General features: G+C 75.0%; 7 protein-coding genes. All 7 read left to right on the top strand.

Translation table 11 applies throughout. From position 1 onward, the window contains the following. Positions 1-503: 503 nt before the first annotated feature. The 7 genes from ACZ4UV_RS37445 (at position 504) to ACZ4UV_RS37415 (ending at position 19,256) form a co-directional block, all read left to right on the top strand. On the top strand, positions 504-2,300 hold the full coding sequence (locus ACZ4UV_RS37445; protein ID WP_467844162.1) for a non-ribosomal peptide synthetase: 1,797 nt from the start codon (positions 504-506) through the stop codon (positions 2,298-2,300). Beyond that, positions 2,297-3,070 (top strand): TylF/MycF family methyltransferase, encoded by a 774-nt coding sequence (locus ACZ4UV_RS37440; RefSeq protein WP_467844159.1) that lies wholly within the window; start codon positions 2,297-2,299, stop codon positions 3,068-3,070. The genes ACZ4UV_RS37445 and ACZ4UV_RS37440 overlap by 4 nt, the downstream gene beginning before the upstream one ends. After that, positions 3,067-7,461, top strand: coding sequence for a MupA/Atu3671 family FMN-dependent luciferase-like monooxygenase (locus tag ACZ4UV_RS37435; RefSeq protein WP_467844156.1), 4,395 nt, complete (start codon positions 3,067-3,069; stop codon positions 7,459-7,461). The genes ACZ4UV_RS37440 and ACZ4UV_RS37435 overlap by 4 nt, the downstream gene beginning before the upstream one ends. Further along, a complete protein-coding gene (locus ACZ4UV_RS37430; protein ID WP_467844153.1) occupies positions 7,458-10,337 on the top strand; it encodes a type I polyketide synthase in 2,880 nt (959 codons plus the stop codon). Before ACZ4UV_RS37435 ends, ACZ4UV_RS37430 begins: the two co-directional genes overlap by 4 nt. Then, positions 10,331-11,077 carry a hypothetical protein gene (locus tag ACZ4UV_RS37425; protein WP_467844150.1) on the top strand — a complete coding sequence of 249 codons (747 nt, stop codon included), beginning with the start codon at positions 10,331-10,333 and terminating at the stop codon, positions 11,075-11,077. Before ACZ4UV_RS37430 ends, ACZ4UV_RS37425 begins: the two co-directional genes overlap by 7 nt. A gap of 62 nt (positions 11,078-11,139) precedes the next feature. Further along, positions 11,140-17,964, top strand: coding sequence for an amino acid adenylation domain-containing protein (locus ACZ4UV_RS37420; RefSeq protein WP_467844147.1), 6,825 nt, complete (start codon positions 11,140-11,142; stop codon positions 17,962-17,964). Further along, positions 17,961-19,256: an MFS transporter gene (locus ACZ4UV_RS37415; protein ID WP_467844144.1), complete on the top strand. Its 1,296-nt coding sequence runs from the start codon at positions 17,961-17,963 to the stop codon at positions 19,254-19,256. Before ACZ4UV_RS37420 ends, ACZ4UV_RS37415 begins: the two co-directional genes overlap by 4 nt. Positions 19,257-19,276: the final 20 nt, after the last annotated feature.

Here is a 19,276-nt window from a genome sequence, read left to right as displayed (position 1 = left end):
CTCGACGCCGCGCCCGGTCCCCCGCCCCCACGCTCGGCGGTCGCCGCGGCGCCGACCCGCGCTCCCTGGACGGTCGGAGTCACCCCGGCCCACGGCCTCTGGACGGTCCCCATCACTCCGGCCCACGGCCTCTGGACGGTCCCCATCACTCCGGCCCACGGCCTCTGGACGGTCCCCATCACTCCGGCCCACGGCCTCTGGACGGTCCCCATCACACCGGCCCACGGCCTCTGGGCAATCACCGCCACCACTCCCCCGCACCCCCTGGCCAGTCACTCCCCCGCACTTCCCTTCAACAGCCCTGCGCCCCTGCACCGTTCACCTCCCGGCGTCGCCGCCACCCCGCGCAGGCGGGCATGACCGGAAACGGCCGGACACCGGGCCGGAACCCGCTCGGCCCGGAACCCGGAACACCGCTCTGGTGCACTGCTGGCGCAGCGGGGGTCCTGACCCCGCCGGGCTCCGGCAGCGGCCCGAGGTGTCCTGTCCTGGAGGAGACGCAGGTGAAATCACGCGTTCTTGAGCTGGTGGAGGAGCGGGCACGGTCCCGTCCCGAGTCCCCCGCGGTGGAGTCGGCGGACGGCGTCCTGACCCGCGGTGCGCTGTGGGAGCGGGCGGGACGGCTGGCCGCCCGCATGACGTCGCGGGGACTGCGGCCCGGCGAGGTCGTGGTCGTCGGTACGGGCCGCACCGCGGAGCTGCTCGTCGCCGTCCTGGCGACACTGCGGGCGGGCGGCGCCTTCTGTGTCGTGGACCCCGGCTACCCCCCGTCCCGGATCCGGCGGATCCACCGCGACAGCGGGGCCCGGTTCGTGGTGGCCCCGGGTCTTGAACTGCGTCCCGGACGCCCCGGCCCGCCCCTGGAGGGGCTGGCGTACGTGGTGTTCACCTCCGGCTCCACGGGACGGCCGAAGGCGGTGGGGATGCCCCACCGGGCCGTCGACGCGCTGATCGACTGGACCCTGGCGAGCACCTCGCGCAGGCCGCTGCGCACCCTTCAGTTCGCCCCGCTGGGCTTCGACGTGTTCGTGCAGGAGGTGTTCACGGCGCTGTGCAGCGGCGGGGTACTGCGGCTGCCCGCCGAGGAGGAACGCCGGGACCTGGTGCGGCTGGCGGAACTGCTGGAGGCGTGGCGGATCGAGCGGCTGTTCGTACCACCGGTCGTGCTGGACCGGCTCGCCGCGCTCGCGCCGTACACCGGTACGGTCCCGCGCTCGCTGCGGCAGGTGGCGGTGGCGGGCGAGGCACTCCGGATCACGCCGGGGCTCAGGCGCTTCTTCGAGGAGCTGCCCGGATGCCGGCTGCACCACCACTACGGTCCGTCGGAGACCCATGTGGCCGTCGCACACACCTTGACGGGCCCGCCCGCGTCCTGGCCGGACCTGCCGCCGATCGGCACCCCGCTGCCGGGATTCGGGGCGCGGATCGTCGACGGGGAGCTGTGGCTGACGGGGCCGGGTGTGGGCTACGGCTACCTCAACGACCCTGCGGAGACGGCACGCCGCTTCGTCCCCGCCGACGGCTCCGCGCGGACCGCGGACGACTCGGCGGGCACCGAAGACAGCCCGTCGGGGACCGCGGACAACTCGGCGCGGACCGCGGACGACTCGGCGCGGACCGCGGACGACTCGGCGCGGACCGCGGACGACTCGGCGCGGACCGCGGACGGAGGCCGGACCGCCACCGCCTACCGCACCGGCGACCTCGTCGCACGGGATCCGGACGGACTGCTGCGCTTCCTCGGGCGGGTCGACCACCAGGTCAAGATCCGCGGCCATCTGGTCGACCCGGCGGAGGTGGAGGCGGTCCTCGGCGGCCTGCCCGGAGTGCGCGAGTGCGCGGTGACGGCCGAACAGGTCGCCGGGGAGACGCAGTTGGCGGCTCATGTCGCCGGTGACACGGCGGGACTGCGGGCCCGGCTCGCCGCGGCGCTTCCCGCCCATCTGGTGCCCGCGCGGATCCAGGCCGTGGACCGGCTCCCGCTCACCGCGCACGGGAAGGTCGACCGCGCGCGGCTGCCCGCCCCGGCCTGCCCCGGCGCGGCGGGCGACCCGCCGACCGGGACCGTGGAGCGGGACGTCGCGTCGGTGTGGTCGGCGGTCCTGGGCCACACGGACATCCGACGGGACCAGCCGTTCCAGTCGCTGGGCGGCACGTCCCTGTCGGCCGCGCTGGTCCTGGCCAGGCTGCGCACCCGCTACCCGGCCCGGGTCGACCTGCACAGCTTCCTGTCCGCGCCCACCGTGCGCGAGCTGGCCCGACGACTGACCGAGACGCCCGACCCGGTGGGGGACGCATGAGCCCGCGGACGCTGGACCTGTATCTGGACCTCATGAAGGAGGTGCTGTCCAACACCATCTACGAGGATCCGCCGATCCCCGCAGGCTGGGCGCCCTCCACCGTCTACGAACCGCTCAACCGCAGACTGGGCGTCGACTGGCCCAGCCAGGCCCACACGATGATCGGCCGACGGCGGCTGGACAACCTCCAGTTCTGCGTGGAGCGGGTGCTGGCGGACGGCGTGCCGGGCGATCTGATCGAGACGGGCGTCTGGCGAGGCGGCGCGTGCATCCTCATGCGGGCGGTGCTGCGCGCCCACGGCGTGACGGACCGCCGGGTGTGGGTCGCCGACTCCTTCCAGGGCATGCCGCTGCCCGACGCGGACACCCACCCGGCCGACCGCGCGCTGGCCGCGCACACCCACAACGACGTCATCGCCGTGGACCTGGACACCGTGCGGGGGAACTTCGAACGGTACGGCCTGCTCGACGACCAGGTCGTCTTCCTGCCGGGCTGGTTCCACGAGACGCTCCCCGCCGCGCCGATCGGGAAGCTGGCGGTGCTCCGGCTCGACAGCGACCTGTACACCTCCACGGTCGAGACCCTCGACCTCCTCCACCCGAAGGTGTCCCCGGGCGGATTCGTGATCGTCGACGACTACCACATCCCGGCCTGTCGGGACGCCGTGCACGACTGGCGCGAGCGCCACGGGGTGACCGAGGAGATCGAGGACATCGACGGACTGGGTGCCTTCTGGCGCCTGACGCCCCCGGAAGGAACCACCCCGTGAACGCAACGCTCCCCGCCGTGCGCGCCCTCGTCGCCGAGGTGTTCGGGCTGCCGGTGGACTCCGTCGACCCGGACCGGCCGCTGATCGCGCTGGGGGCGGACTCGCTGGTGCTGCTCGCCCTGACCCGGAAGGTCCACGACCGGTTCGGGGTGCGGCTGCCGGTCCGCGTGCTCTTCGAGGACGAGCTGTCCGTCCGCTCGGTGACCGCCCGGCTCGCCCCGGACACGGACGTCTCCGGCGGTTCGCCGGCCGCCGGGTCCGTCGACTTCAGCCTGTACTTCTTCGGCGACTACCCGCACGGGGACGGACCCGCGCGGTACGAGGCGCTGCTGGCCGCCGCCGAGTTCGGCGACCGCAACGGCTTCCACTCCCTGTGGGTGCCCGAGCGTCACTTCCACTCCTTCGGCGGGCTGTTCCCCAACCCGGCGGTGCTGGCCGCCGCGCTCGCGGTGCGCACCCGTTCCATCCGGCTGCACGCGGGCTCGGTGGTGCTGCCCCTGCACCATCCCGTCCGGGTGGCCGAGGAGTGGGCGATGGTCGACAACCTCTCCGGTGGCCGGGCCGGGCTGTGCGTGGCGTCCGGCTGGCACTCCGGCGACTTCGTCCTGGCGCCGGAGCACTTCGAGGACCGGCGCGAGCTGATGTACGAACGCCTGGACACCGTGCGCCGGCTGTGGTCGGGCGCGCCGCACACCGGTGTCTCCGGCGACGGCGACACCGTGGAGGTGACCCTCTTCCCGGCGCCCGTGCAGTCTCGGCCGCCGCTGTCCGTGGCCGTCCTGTCCAGCCCCGCGAGCTGGGAACGGGCGGCGCGCGAGGACGTGGGCGTGGTGACCAACCTGATGCAGCAGGACGTCGACGACCTGGCGCGCAACATCGCGCTGTACCGGAGCACGCGTGCCCGGTGCGGGCTGGACCCGCGGGAAGGCCGGGTCACCGTCCTCGTCCACACCTATCTGCGCGGCGACGCCGAGCGGGCACGGCAGGAGGCGTACGGGCCGTTCCGCGCCTATCTGATGTCCTCGCTCTCCCTGTTCGACAACGCGGTGCGCAGCCTCGGGGTCGAGGTGGACCTCGCCCGGACCCCGGCCGACGACGTCGAGTTCCTGCTGGAACGCGCCTACGACCGCTACTGCGCGACCCGCGCCCTCATCGGCTCCCCGCACGGTGTGCGGCCGGTGCTGGACGCGCTGGTGCGGGCGGGTGTGGACGAGGTGGGCGCGTTCGTGGACTTCGGCCTTCCGGCCGCGGACATGCTGGCGGGTCTCCCCCACCTGGCCGTACTCAAGGACGAACCGTCGCCTGCCGTCGCACCTGACGAACCGTCCCCCGCCGTCGCCGCGGACGAGCCGTCCCCGGCCGTGGCCGCGCCCGCCTCCCCGCAGCAGCGGCGGATGTGGCTGATGGACCGGATGGATCCGGGACGCGCCGTCCACAACGAGCCGAAGGCCGTGGAGCTGGAGGGTCCGCTCGACCGGGACGCGCTGCTCGACGCGCTCCGCGCGGTGGTGGACCGCCAGGAGGCGTTGCGCACCGCTTTCCGGGAGGAGGACGGTGTCCTGCGGCAGATCGTCGGGCCGCCGTTCACCCCGGACTGCCCCGTCACCGATCTCACCGGGCGCACGCGCGAGGAGGCGGTGGCCGCGCTGCACGCGGCGCACGGCTCAGCACCCTTCGATCTGACGACCGGTCCGCTGTGGCGGGTGGCGCTGGGCGTGCTCGGTCCCGACCGCCATCTGCTGTATCTGGTGGCGCACCACAGCGTCTTCGACGCGCAGTCGACCATGGTCTTCCTCCGCGATCTCGCGGCGTGCCATCGGGGCGAGGCCGCTCTGCTGCCCCCGCTCTCCCCGGCACCGGTCCCGGACACGCCCCCGGCCGGCGACGGTCTGGAGTTCTGGAAGAGGCTGCTGGACGGTGCCCCGGTGCTGCGGCTGCCCGTCGACCGGCCGCGCGGCGTCTCGGGCCCCGCGCTCGGCGCGACCCTCTCGCACGAGTTCGACGGCGCGCTCGCCCGGCGCGTCCGCGCCTTCGGCCGCTCGGTCGGCGCCACGACGTTCACCACGCTGCTGAGCGCGGTCGCCTCCGTGCTCGGCCGGTTCGGCGACACCGACGACGTCGTGCTGGGCACCGCGGTCTCCCACCGCCCGCCGGGCGCCGAGGACCGGATCGGGATGTACGTGGAGACCCTGGCCCTGCGTCTGGACCTGTCGGGCGACCCGTCCTTCGCCGGTCTCGTGCGGCGGGTGCGCGGCGCGGTCATGGACGCGCTGGAGCACCGGGACGTGCCCCTCGACGCCGTGGTGGAGGCGGTCAACCCGGAGCGGGTCCCGGGTACCAACCCGCTGTTCGACGTGCTGGTGGAGTACGAGCAGGCGGCCGACGCGGACCTGGGCGGCGGGGGTCTGTCCGCCCGGATTCTGCACGTGCCGCGCGCGCAGGCGCCGTTCGCCCTGACCTTCTACTTCACGGCGCGCCCGGACGGCCTGGGGTGCACGGTGGAGTACGACGAGCGCCTCTTCGACCCGGAGACGGTCGCCCGGTTGCTGCGCTACGTCGAGGAGCTGCTCGGCCGGGGACTCGCCGACTCGGCGGGCGCCCTGTCCGCGCTGGCCGGACTGACCGAGGCGGACGCGCGGTTCGTGGCGTCCCACGACGGGTCCGGGGACGCGGAGCGCGAGCGGGCCGAAGACGGTTCCTCGGCCCGGGCCGTCGGGGCCGACGAGCCGGCCTGTCTGCACGAACTGTTCGAGCGGGCGGCGTCCGCCACGCCCGACGCGGTCGCGCTGTCGGGCCCGCACGGCACGACCCGGTACGGCGAGCTGGACGCCGCCGCCAACCGCCTCGCCCACCGTCTGATCGGCGAAGGGGTGTCCCCCGGCAGCACCGTGGCCGTCCTGCTGCCCCGGGGAGCCGGACTGATCACCGCCGTGCTGGCGGTCCTCAAGTGCGGGGCGGCGTACGTCCCCATCGATCCGGCGCTGCCCGAGGCCCGGCGCACCGCCATGGTGCGCGACAGCGGAGCCGTGCTCGTCCTGACCGACCCGCAGGCGGACCCCGGCTTCCCGGCGACCTCGCCGGGCCTGCGCACCGACCCCGGCTCGACGGCCTACCTGATCTTCACCTCGGGGACCACGGGCGGCGCCCGGGCGGTCGCGGTGCCGCACCGGGGTCCGGTCGCGCTGGTGCGCTGGCAGTCGCGGGCGCACCCCGCGCTGCGCACGCTCCAGTGGACCTCCCCCGGCTTCGACGTGAGCGTGCAGGAGATCTTCGGGACGCTCGCCGTCGGGGCCGAACTGGTCCTCCTGGACGATGCCGACCGCCTCGACCCGGCGACCGTGGGCGAGATCGTGCGGCGTCACGAGGTGGCACGCCTCTGCCTGCCCGGCACACCGCTGGCGGCGCTCCTGCGAGGCGCCGGGCCGATGCCCTCGCTGCGGGAGATCTTCTGCGCGGGTGAACCCCTGCGCATGCTGCCCCCGCTCAGCGGGTTCCTGGCGGCCCAGCCGCAGACACGTCTGTTCAACCAGTACGGTCCGACCGAGACCTCGATCATCGTCACCGAACACCTGGTGACCCCGGACGACGGGCCGAGTCCGCCGATCGGACGCCCCGTCACCGGCGTGCTGCTGCGCGTCGAGGACCGCGACGGCCGTCCGGTCCCACCCGGGGTGCCCGGAGAGCTGCTGGTCGGCGGGGAGCAGGTGACCGACGGCTACCCGGGCGACGAGGCCCTCACCGCGCGCCGCTTCGTGGACGACGGGACCCGGCGCTGGTTCCGTACCGGGGATGTCGTCCGCTGGAACCGCGACGGCACCCTCGACCATCTCGGCCGTACCGACGACCAGGTCAAGATCCGCGGGTTCCGGGTCGAGCCGGGCGAGGCGGAGGCGGCGCTCAACGCGCTGCCCCAGGTGGCCGGGGCGGCGGTGCTCGCGGAGCACGAGCCGGAACCGCGGCTCGTCGCGCACGTGGTGCTGCGGGAGCCGCTGGAGGACTGGGTGTCCGTCCTGCGGGCGGGGCTGGCGGAATCGCTGCCCGGTCATCTCGTCCCGGCGGCCTGGTTCGCCGTGGACCGGCTCCCGGTGGGCGCCAACGGGAAGCTGGACCGGGACCTGCTGCGGAGTTCGGGCGTCGCCGAGACGCTGCCGGCCGGCGGTCCGCCCGCCACGTCCGAGGAGGAACGGGTGCACCGGCTGTGGTGCCTGGAACTGGGGGCGGAGAGCCTTCCCGCGGAGGTGTCCTTCTTCCAGGTGGGCGGCAACTCGCTGAACGCCGTGCGGATGCTGGAGCGGATCCGCACCGAGACGGGCGACCGGGTGCCGATGGCCGAGTTCCTGAGAGCGCCGACGATCCGCGCCCTCGCCCGGCGTTTCGAGGGTGTCCGATGACCGGCACCAGGACGCGCGGCGATGCGTTGACCGCCGCCGACAAGCGGGACGATGCGTTGACCGCCGCCGAGATACGCGGCGATGCGTTGACCGCCGCCGACAAGCCGGGCGTTGGGTCGACCGCCGCCGAGGCGCGCGGCGGCGCGGCACACGGCACCGAGGAGCGGAGCGCCGCGGAGAGGGGCACCGAGGAGCGCATCGCCGCAGCCCTCTCCGGTCTGCTCGGTGGCGACCCGGTCGACCGGAACGTCCCCTTCCGCGCGCTGGGCCTGACCTCTCTCCTCGGCACCCGGCTGCGGGTGCGCCTGGAGAGGGAGTTCGCCCGGCCCGTGCCCGCCGCCGCGCTGACCGAGCACTACACGGTGACCGCCCTGGCCAGGCATCTCGACGGCACCGACCGGACCGAGCCGCGGCCCCCGGCCCGGATCGGCGCGCCGGCGGCCGTGGACCGGCGGGTGGCCGTCATCGGCATGGCCGCCCGGTTCCCCGGCGCGCCGGACATCGACGCGTTCTGGCGGAACCTGCGGGCCGGGGTCTGCTCGGTCGGTGAGCCGCTGTCCGACGTGGATTCTTTCGACGCCGCGTTCTTCGGAGTGAGTCCGCGCGAGGCGGAACGGACGGATCCGGCGCACCGGTTGCTCCTGGAGACCTGCTATCACGCGTTGGAGGACGGTGGCTGTCCGGACCCGGACGACGGGACGCGGATCGGTGTCTTCGCGGGGTCCGGCATGAACCTCTACGGTCCGCAGCCTCCGTACTTCCTGCGGGCCGACGCCACCGGCGACCCCCTTGACGCGGTCGCGGAACTCATCGGCGGCCAGGGGGACTTCCTGGCCACCCGGGTCGCCTACCACCTCGGTCTCACCGGCCCGGCCGTGACCGTGCAGAGCGCCTGCTCCACCTCGCTGGTCGCGGTGCACCTGGCGGTCCAGGCCCTGTTGACGGGCGACGCGGACCTGGCGCTCGCGGGTGCCGCGGCCGTCCGTCGCACGCCCGTGCCCGACGGGCCGCCGGACCCGGAGTACATCCTGTCCCCCAGCGGGGTCGTGCGCGCCTTCGACGCCGCCGCGGACGGCACCGTGGGCGGGGACGGCGTCGCCGCGGTCCTCCTCAAGCCGCTGGAGCGGGCGCTGGCCGACGGCGACACCGTGCACGCGGTGATCCTGGGGTCGGCGGTCACCAACGACGGACGGGCCAAAGCGGGTTTCACGGCCCCGTCCGTCGGCGGGCACGCGGCGGCGGCCCGGCACGCCCTGGAGCGCGCCGGCGCCGAGCCGCACACCATCGGCTATCTGGAGGCCCATGGCACCGGTACCGCCGTCGGCGACCCGATCGAGTTCCGGGCCCTCACCGAGGCGCTGACCGCCGGGCCGGGTCCCACCGGACGTACCGGCCTCGGCTCGGTCAAGCCGTCGGTCGGGCACCTCGACACGTGCGCGGGCATGGCCGGTCTGATCAAGACCGTGCTGATGCTGCGCCACGGCGAACTGGTGCCCACGGTGAACACGACCGTCCCCGATCCCCGGCTGGCGTGGGCCGACAGCCCGTTCTTCCCCGTCACCGAACAGGCACCGTGGCCGGCCGGGCCGGGACCGCGCCGGGCGGGCGTCAGCTCCCTGGGGTTCGGCGGCACCAACGCGCACGTCGTCCTGGAGCAACCGCCCGCCCCCGCCGTCGCGGGCGCCTCGGGGCGGGAGGTGCTCGTGCCGCTCGCCGCACCGGACCAGGCGTCGCTGCGGCGCCGCGCCGAGCAGCTCCGCGACTGGCTGCGCGGGCACGACGACGTCCCGGCGGGCGACGTGGCCAGGCGGCTGCACGCCGGGCCGCCCCGCTCGGCCGCGCGTCTGGCGGTGTCGGGGCGGACGTCCCGCGAGGTGGCCGACGCCCTGGACGCCGCGCTCGCCGCGCCGCAGCGGGACGAGCCACAGCCCGGCGAAGGTCCGGTCGCGTTCGGTCCGGCGGCGTTCGCGTTCCGCGGCCAGGGCGCCGGTGCGGTGGACTTCGAAGCCCTCCGGGACGAGCCGGTCTTCCGGTCCGTCGTGGAACCGTTCGGCGAGGTCCTGGACCGGCCCCAGGCGGCCCAGGTCGTGTTCCAGGTCGCGCTCGCCCGGCTGTGGGAGTCCGCCGGGGTACGGCCCGGTTCCGTCGTCGGGCACAGCCTCGGCGAGCTGGCGGCACTGTGCACGGCGGGTGCCCTCCCGCTCGCCGAGGCGGTCCGGTTCGCGCTGGTGCGCGAGGAGTTGACCCGGTCCACCGGAACCGGGCGGATGCTGGCGATCAGTGCTCCCGTGGACGTGGCGCTCGACGCGGCGGCGGCGACGGGGGCGGACCTCGCGGCCCACAACGCGCCCACCTCGCACACCCTGTCAGGCCCGGAGGCCCTGATGGACCGGGCGGAGTCCTGGCTCGACCAGCACAGGGTGCCCCACCGGCGGCTGCCGATGACGACCGCGTACCACTCCCACCTCATGGAACCGGTCCTGGACCGGCTGGCCGAGCACGCCCGGGACCTCGACTGGCATCCGTTGCGCATGCCGTGGGCCTCCGCGGCCGACGGAGAGTGCCTGCCCGCGGGGACGGTCCCCGAGGCGGACTGTCTGGTGCGTCAGGTCCGGTACCCGGTGCTCTTCGACCCCGCGCTGCGGACCCTGCGCGCCGCCGGCACCCGGGACTTCGTGGAGATCGCACCGACGCCCGTGCTGCGGGACTTCGGCCGCCGGGTGCTGCCCGACAGCGCCTGGTACCTCTGGGGACCCTCCGGGCTCGCCGCGCTGTACCGGCGCGGCGCCCCGCTCGACTGGGCCGCGCTGAACGGCCCCGGCCCACGGGCCCCGCTGCCCGGCCACCCCTTCGCCCGCCGGAGGTTCCCGTGGTGAGCCCGGCGGGCTCCAGGCATGACGGGCCCCTGCTGGTGCTCGACTACCCGGGGGAGCGTCCGGAGGCCCGCGTGTCCGAGCTGGGCCTGCCCGGACCGCGCGACCTGCTCGCCGTGCCGCCGCCGCCCCTCCCGCCCGGCCGGTACCTGGCCGCGCTGTCCGCCGGGAGGCCACCGGGATCGGCCGGAGCGGTGCTGGCCTACTGCGCTTCGGCTCCGCTGGCCGCCGTACTCGCCGCCGGAGCCGGGCGCGGAGGCCGTGCGGCGCCGTTGGTGCTCTTCGACGCCGAACCCGTGACCGCCGCGACCGTCCTGGCCGCCTACGGCGCCACCCTGGCCCAGCTCGGTGTCCGGCCGGACCCCCGGGAGGTGCGGCACCTGGCCGCGCAGGTCCCGGATCCCGGGGCCTTCCTCAGCGCGGCGCGGGCCCGGCTGTCGGACCATGTCGGCGCGGCCCTGCGCGCCGACGGGGCCACCACCGAGGAGGTCGACGACCTCGCCTCGGCAGTGACGGACTCCGCACTGCGGTGGCTGGCCCATCTGCTGGCCGCCCACCACGCACCGCCGCCCGACCGCACGGGCCCGACCCTGCGGATCCTGTCGGCGCACACGCCGGGCGACGGCCTGCGGCTCAGGTGCGACCGCACGGACCTGCTGCGCGATCCGCGCACGGCCGAAGCCGTCGTCTCCTTCCTGACCGCGCACGGCGCCCTCACCGGCCACGAGCGGGCCCCGGCGTAGTCCCGCACCCTCACAGGCACCGCACACGACCTTCTGGCTCGACTTCCCCAGCGGAGACCACCATGGAACTTCCGGCGTCCAGCGCCCAGCAACGGATGTACTACCTGGAGGCCGCGGCCGGTCCCTCGGCCGTCCACCACCTGCCGGTGGCCCGCCTGATCAGCGGTGACCTGCGGCCGGACGAACTGGCCGCCGCCGCGCAGCGCCTGGTGGACCGTCACGAGGCGCTGCGGACCCGGTTCGCCCTCCGGGACGGACGGCTCACCCAGGTCGTGGACGAGGGCGCGGCCGTCGACTGGCGGTACGACGAACCGCCGGGGACCGCGCGGGAGTCCCTCCCGGACGACGCGGTGCGCCGGTGGACGGAGACCGAGCGCGACCGCCCCTTCGACCTGGCGGCCGGTCCCCTGTTCCGGGTCCGGCTGCTGCGCACGGGCCCCCGGCGGTGGCGGCTCCTGCTGTGCATGCACCACATCATCAGCGACGGCTGGTCGGTGGGTCTGCTGCTGGAGGAACTGTTCGCCGCGCAGGCGCCGCCCGCGGTGCCGTACCGCGTGTTCACCGCCGACCAGGACATGTTCCTGACGGGAGCGGAGGCCGATCGGGAACGGGCGTACTGGCGGGACAGACTGGGCGACGGGCCGCCGCCGCTCGCCTTTCCGCCGCCCCTGACGCGGGGCGCGCCGAGCGGCAGCCACGTGTTCGCTCCGCCCGCCGAGGTGATCGAGCGGCTGCGCGTGCTCGCCGCCGCGTCGGACACCACCCTGTTCGGGGTGCTGCTGACCGCCTACGCGATCCTGCTCGGCCGGTACACCGGGGTCGACGACGTGGTGATCGGCACGGTCGTGGCCGGACGGACCGACGCGCGCTTCGACCGGACGGTGGGGCTGCTGGCCAACACCGTCGCCCTGCGGGCCGACGTCGGCACGGACCGCGATTTCCGCGCCCTGAGCGTCGCGGTGCGCGACGAGCTGTTCGCCGCGCTGGAGCACCAGCGGCTGCCGTTCGACGAGGTCGTGGCGGCCGTCCGCCCGGAGCGGGGCGTGGACGGTGCCCCGCTGGTGCGGGCCGCGTTCACCCTGCGCTACCACGAGCCGCCCCGGACCCCGCGGCCCGGACTGCGCGTCGAGGAGGTCGACGTACCCGTCACGGAGGCCAAGTTCCCGCTGCTCCTGGACGTCCTGGACGAGGGACGAGGGGTGCGCTGCACCCTGGAGTATCGGGGCGACACCCTGGACGAGGCGACGGCACGGCAGTTCGCCGAGCACTACGCGCGGGTGCTGCGGGAGGTCGCGGAGCACCCCGACGTCCCCCTGTCCCGGGTGGAGGTCGTCCCGGCGCCCGCCGCGCCCGCCCGGGACGAGCCCGTGGTGACGCGGTGCGCCCACGAGGTGTTCGCCGAGCAGGCCGCCCGGCGTCCGGAGGCGGTCGCCGTCGTCGCGGGCGACCGCGCCCTGACGTACGGCGAGTTGGAGAGGCGGGCGAACCGGCTGGCGCATCGGCTGCGCGCGCACGGGGTGGGTCCGGGGACGCCGGTGGGTCTGCACGTGTCGCGGTCCGTCGAACTGGTCGTGGGACTGCTGGGGGTGCTCAAGGCGGGCGGTGCGTACCTGCCGCTGGACCCGGCCCACCCGCCGGCCCGCCTGCGACACCTGGCGGCCGACGCGGGCCTCCGCGTCCTCGTCGCCGACAGCGCTCTGCCCGGATTCGCCGGACAGAGCGTCGACGTGACCGACCCCTCGCTCGCCCGGCACCCGGACACCGCGCCGGACACCGGGGTGACCCCGGACGATCTCGCCTACGTCATCCACACGTCCGGGTCGACGGGCACCCCCAAGGGCACCCTGGTGCCGCACCGCAACATCGTGCGGCTGTTCTCCGCGACCGACCGGTGGTTCGGCTTCGGCGAGGACGACGTGTGGTCGCTGTTCCACAGCCACGCCTTCGACTACTCGGTGTGGGAGCTGTGGGGTGCGCTGCTGCACGGCGGGCGGCTGGTCGTCGTGGACCCGGACATCACCCGGTCGCCCGAACGCCTCCACGCGCTGCTCCGCCGCGAGCGGGTCACCGTGTTCAGCCAGACGCCGTCCGCGTTCGCGCAGTTCATCCGGTACGACGCGGACGCGCCGCACGGACTGGCGCTGCGCCGTGTGGTCCTGGGCGGGGAGGCGCTCGACCCGGCCGTGCTGCGCGGCTGGTTCGCCCGGCACGGCGACGACAGCCCCCAGGTGATGAACATGTACGGCATCACGGAGACCACCGTGCACGCCACGTGCCGCCGGATGACCGCAGCCGACCTGACCCGTCCCGGCAGCCCCATCGGGGTCACCCTGCCGGACCTGCGCGCCCATGTCCTGGACCACCGGGGCCGCCCGGTGCCGCGCGGCGTCGTGGGCGAACTGTGGCTGGAGGGCGCCGGACTGGCCGACGGCTACCTCGGTCTGCCGGGGCCGACCGCGGAGCGGTTCGTGGTGGGGCCGGGGGGCCGCAGGTACCGCACCGGCGACCTGGTGCGGACGCTGCCCGACGGGGAGCTGGAGTACCACGGGCGGATCGACGACCAGGTCAAGATCCGCGGGTTCCGGGTCGAACCGGGCGAGGTGCGGGCGGCGCTCGCGGCACTGGACGGGGTACGGGAGGCGTACGTCGCGCACCGCCACGGCCGGCTCGTCGGGTACGTCGTGCCAGGCTCCTCCGCCGACGCCCGCGCCCGGGTCCGCTCCGACGTCCTGCGGCGCCGACTGCGCGAGCGGCTCCCCGACCATCTCGTCCCGGCCCATCTGGTGGTGCTCGACCGGTTGCCGCTGAACGCCAACGGGAAGGTCGACCGGTCCGCGCTGCCCAGTCCCGTGGAGCAGGCCGTGGGCCCCCACGTGGAACCCGCGACCGAGGCCGAGGCGACGCTCGCCGCGATCTGGCGCGACGTGCTGGAGCGGCCCGTGGTCGGCGTGGACGACAACTACTTCGCGCTGGGCGGGGATTCCCTGCGCACCGTCCGGATCGTCTCCCGCGCCCGGGACACGGGGCTGCACATCGACGTGGCCGACCTGCTGCGGCATCAGACGGTCCGCGAGCTGGCGGCCGTCGCCGTCTGCGCGCCACCGACCGGACCGGACCCGCACGAGCCGTTCGCCCTGCTCCCCGCCGAGGACCGGGCCCGGGTCGGCGCCGGGATCACGGACGCCTATCCGATGACCCGGCTCCAGGCCGGGATGTTCTTCCACAGCGAGCGCTCGGGGCTCTACCACAACGTCAAGGCGTACACCCTGCGCGGCGGGTTCGACGCGGACGCCTGGCGGGAGGCCGTCGCGGGCCTGACGGAGAGCCACGAACTGCTGCGCACCTCGTTCGAGCCGACCGGGTTCACCGAGCCCGTCCAACTCGTCCACGCGCGCGTGCCGGTGCCGTTGACCGTGGAGGACCTGCGCGGCCTGCCCGACCGGCAGGAGCGCACGGCGACGCGGTTCGAGGCCGAACGCACCACCCCGTTCGCCCCGTCGAGGCCGCCCCTGATCCGCTTCCACCTCCAGCGGCTCACCGACGACCTGACCCGGCTGTTCGTCACCGAGCACCACGCCGTCATGGACGGCTGGAGCGAACGCTCCCTCCTCGTGGAACTCCTCGCCCGGTACGCCCGGACCGGCGTACGCCCGCCGCCCACCGCCCGGTTCCGCTCCTACGTCGCCCTGGAGCGGGCCGCGCTCGACGACCCGGCGCCGCGGGACTTCTGGAGCCGGGAGCTGGCGGGCATGACGCTGACGGAACTGCCCGGCCGGCGTTCCGCCCGCGGCGGGACCACGATGCGCTACCTGGAACGGCCCGTGACCGCGGACCTCTCCCAAGGGGTCACCCGCCTCGCGCGCGGCCTCGGCGTGCCGGTGCGCACCGTGCTCCTCGCGGCCCATCTGCGGGTCATGGCCCTGCTGTCGGGCACGGACGACGTGGTCAGCGGCACGGTCTGCCCGGGCCGGGTTCCGGAGCCCGACGGCGACCGGGCCATCGGACTGTTCGTCAACACCCTCCCGCTGCGCCTGGCCATGACCGGCGGGAGCTGGGCGGATCTCGTCCGGGCCACCGCCGAGGCCGATCTGCGGATCCAGCGGCACGTCCACTACCCGATGGCAGAGATCATGCGGGTGACCGGGCGGCCGGCCCTGTTCACCACGTTCTTCAACTTCACCCACTTCCACGTCGAGCGTGAACTGCCGCCCGGGGCGCCCGAGATCGTGGCGGAGGAGGGGTCCGCCGACGCGGACATACCGTTCGGCGCGGAGTTCTCGCTCGACAGCGCCGACGACGCACTGCGCCTGGGGCTCCGGTGGGACGCGGACCGCTTCGCCGAGGACCGGATCGCCCTCGCCCACGGCTACTACACGGCGGCCCTGCGCGCCATGACCGCGCGGCCGGACTCCCCGTACGCCGACGCCGTCCTGCTGTCGCAGCCGGAACGCTCCCCCGGCCGGCGACAGGACGAGGCGGGCGCGCGGCGGAGCGGCCCCGCCCTGCTGCACGCGCTCTTCACGGACCAGGCCCGGCGCACCCCCGACCTGGCCGCGTTGCGGCATGACGGGCACGTCCTGACCTACCGGGAGCTCGCAGCCCGTTCGGACCGGCTGGCCGCCGCGCTGGTGCGCCGGGGCTGTGGCCCGGGGCGGTTCGTGGGGCTGGTGCTCCAGCCGTCCGCGCTCCAGGCGGTCGCCTTCCTCGCCGTGCTCAAGGCGGGCGCCGCCCATGTCCCGCTGGATCCGCGCGACCCGCCCCTGCGACGGGCCGCGCTCGCCGAACGAGCGGGTCTGCACCTGACGTTGACGGAGGCGGACGTTCGCGCCCTGGAGGCGGAGGCGGACGTTCGGACCCCGGAGGCGGAGGCCGAGGTGCACCGGGAGGCCGGGCCCGGCGGTACGCCGGTGACGTTGCCGGCGGTGTCCGCGGACGATCCCGCCTACCTCATCCACACCTCCGGCTCGACCGGCGAGCCCAAGGGGGTCGTCGTGCCCCACCGAGCCGTGTGCAACCTGCTGCTGTGGCTGCGGAAGACCTTTGCGCTGTCGCCCGGGGAACGGGTGCTGCACCAGACGTCGTGCACGTTCGACGTCGCGGTGATGGAGCTGTTCTGGCCGCTGACCTCGGGCGGCACGGTGGTCGTGGCCGGACCGGAGGCGCCCCGCACCCCCGGCGCCCTGTCCCGGCTCGTGCGCGCGGAACGGATCGCCGCCGCGGTCTTCGTGCCGTCCGCGCTCGACGCGTTCCTCGATGACCCCGACACGGCCGACGCGGCCGTCGGCACGGGCCTCACCCGCGTGCTGTGCACCGGGGAAGTCCTCCCGCGCCCGCTCCAGGACCGTTTCCTGGCCGCCCTGCCGGACACCGCGCTGTTCAACCTCTACGGTCCGACCGAGGCCGCGGTCGAGGTCACCTGGTGGCGCTGTGTCCCCGGCGGCGGGGACGGCGTGCCCATCGGCCACCCGGTCGACGGCGTCGATCTGCACGTCCTGGACCGGCACGGCCGGGATGTGCCCTTCGGGGTACCGGGTGAACTCCTCATCGCGGGCCCCCAGCTCGCGCTCGGCTATCACCGCGACGCCGAGGCGACCGCGCGCTCCTTCCCGCGGGTCGTACTGCCCGACGGCACCACGCGCCGGGTCTACCGGACCGGGGACCTGGTACGCCGACTGCCCGGCGGTGAACTGGAGTTCGTGGGCCGCGCCGACCGGCAGGTCAAGATCCGAGGTTTCCGGGTGGAGCCGGGCGAGACGGAGGTGGCCCTGACCCGGCACCCCGCGGTGCGCCACTGCGCGGTCACGGCCGACGGTGACCGCCTGGTCGCGTACGTGACCTGGTCGTCCGGCGACGGGCCACGGCCGGCGGACGCCGTGGCCGGAGGGGCACCCGTGACCGAAGGGGCGCCGGTCGAGCCCGGCGAGCTGATCCGCTTCGCCCGGACGCTGCTGCCCGAGCACCAGGTTCCCTCGGTGGTCGTCCCGCTGGACCGGATGCCCCTGACCCGGCACGGCAAGCTGGACCACGCCGCGCTGCCCCGGCCCGACGCTGACCGCGCCACGTGGACGGCGCCCAGGACTCCCACGGAGGCACGGGTGGCCGCCGTCTGGGAGCGGGCCCTGCGCCGTGGCCCGATCGGGGCGCACGACGACTTCCTCATGGCGGGCGGGCACTCGCTGGCGGCCCTGCGGCTGATCGGCCTGCTCCAGGAGGAGTTCGGTGAGCGCCTGCCGGTCGGCGCGGTCCTGAACCACTCGACCCCGGCTCTCCAGGCCGCGCTGCTGGACGGCCGGACCGGTGAGCGCGATCCCCTGTTCATGGTGCATCCGGTCGGTGGGACCATCCTGTGCTACCGCGAACTGGCCACCTCGGGAGTCCCGGTCCACGCGCTCGGCATGTCCCGCGCGCTGGGGTCCGTGGAGGAGGTGGCGCAGGTCCACCTTGCGGAGATCCTGCAGGTCCGTCCCAACGGCCCGTACCGGCTGGGCGGCTGGTCCTTCGGGGGTGTGGTCGCCTTCGAACTGGCGGCCCGACTGCGCGCCAGGGGCGAGAAGGTGTCGCTGCTGGCGGTCCTCGACAGCGCCTACCCGGGCGCGCGCCCGCCCTCGGAGGACGAGCTGCGCGAACGCCATCTGCGCGAGGCGCCCGACGCCGACTTCGCGGTCTTCCGGGCACACCTGCGGGCGCTGAGCCGGTACCGGCCGCCCCGGTACGACGGCGCGCTGCTCTTCCACCGCAGCCGGGACGTCTCCGACGCGGACGTACGGCGCTGGCGGGACCGGGTGGCGGGCGACTTCGACCTGCGGGAGGTCGACACCGACCACCAGGGCCTGGTCCGGCATCCGCGAGTCCTCGCGGACCTGGGTGAGGAGACGAGCCGCTCATGAACCCGCCCCTGCGCCGTTCCGCCTTCGGACACCTGTGGGCCGCGCAGACAGCCTCTCAGTTCGGCGCGAACGTCACCGTCGTGGCGCTCCCCCTCGTCGGGGCGGTGACCCTGCGCGCCGACGCGCTGGAGCTGGGGCTGCTGAGCGCGGCCGGGACCCTGCCGCACCTTCTGGTCAGTCCGTTCGCGGGGGTCTGGGTGGACCGCCACTCCCGGCGGCGCCTGCTCATCGGCGCCGATCTCGTCCGTGCCGCGCTGCTGCTCGTGGTGCCCGTCGCGGCGGTGTGCCAGATGCTCTCGCTGCCCCTGCTGGCGGTGCTGGCCCTGCTGATCGGCGCTCAGGGGGCGGTGTCCGACGTCGGGTACAGCGCCTGCCTGCCCACCCTGGTCGCCCCCGAGGACCTGGCCCGCGCCAACGCCCGGTTCGAGCTGACGGCGTCGGGGGCGACCATCGTGGGAAGTTCGGTCGGTGGCGTGGCGGTCCAGATGCTCACCGGCCCGTGGGCGCTGCTGTGCAACGCGGCGGCATACGTGGTGTCCGCGCTGTTCACCCGCCGACTTCCCGAAACGGAGCGTGCGCGACGGCCGGAGGCGCCACGGCAGGAGAACGGTGCGGCACGGGAACCGGACGGGGCTCGGACGGCCCTGCGGGAGGAGATGCGGATCGGCGCGGCCTTCGTCCTGCGCAGCCGCCCGCTGCGAGCCGTGACCCTCGCGACCACCGTCTTCAACCTGTTCCTGTTCGTGAGCGAACCGCCGCTGCTCGTGTTCCTCACCCACGACCTGACTCTCCCGGCGTCCTGGATCGGCACGGTGTACGCGGCCTCCGGCGCCGGTGCCTGCGCGGGCGCGCTGGTCGCGGGCGGCGTGGCGCGACGGCTGGGGACGACGAGGACACTGTTCGCGACGCTGGCCCTCGCCGGGGCCGCCGGCCTCGCGGTACCGGCCGCGGTCCTCGCGCCCGGCCCGGCGGTGCCCGCTCTGGTGGCGGGCTCCCACTTCGTGACGAGCGCCCTCGTCATCGTCTTCAACGTCACGCAGCGCACCCTGCGCACCACGTTGACCCCGGAGGAGCTGTACGGCCGGGTCAATGCCTCGATCCGCACGGTCGTCCTGGGCGTGGCACCGCTGGGCGGACTGGCCGGCGGCTGGCTCGGCCACCGCGCCGGGGCCCCGACCGCACTGCTCGTCGGGGCCGTCGGGATGGCGGGGGCCTGTCTCCTTCTGCTGCCGCTGCGCACCGCGCTGCCAAGGCACACCGCAGTCCAGACGGCCGGGGCCGCCAGACCGTGAACCAGGCGTCGCGCCACGGG

This window comes from Streptomyces sp. NPDC028289 (genome assembly GCF_055565975.1).
Note: the sequence above shows the minus strand (reverse complement) of the source record. Positions and strands in the feature narration are given on the sequence as shown.

Excerpts from the sequence above, each read along its gene's own strand:
- ACZ4UV_RS37430 (WP_467844153.1), top strand. The coding sequence starts at position 7,458 with ATGACCGGCACCAGGACGCGCGGCGATGCGTTGACCGCCGCCGACAAG.
- ACZ4UV_RS37420 (WP_467844147.1), top strand. The coding sequence starts at position 11,140 with ATGGAACTTCCGGCGTCCAGCGCCCAGCAACGGATGTACTACCTGGAG.
- ACZ4UV_RS37440 (WP_467844159.1), top strand. The coding sequence starts at position 2,297 with ATGAGCCCGCGGACGCTGGACCTGTATCTGGACCTCATGAAGGAGGTG.
- ACZ4UV_RS37415 (WP_467844144.1), top strand. The coding sequence starts at position 17,961 with ATGAACCCGCCCCTGCGCCGTTCCGCCTTCGGACACCTGTGGGCCGCG.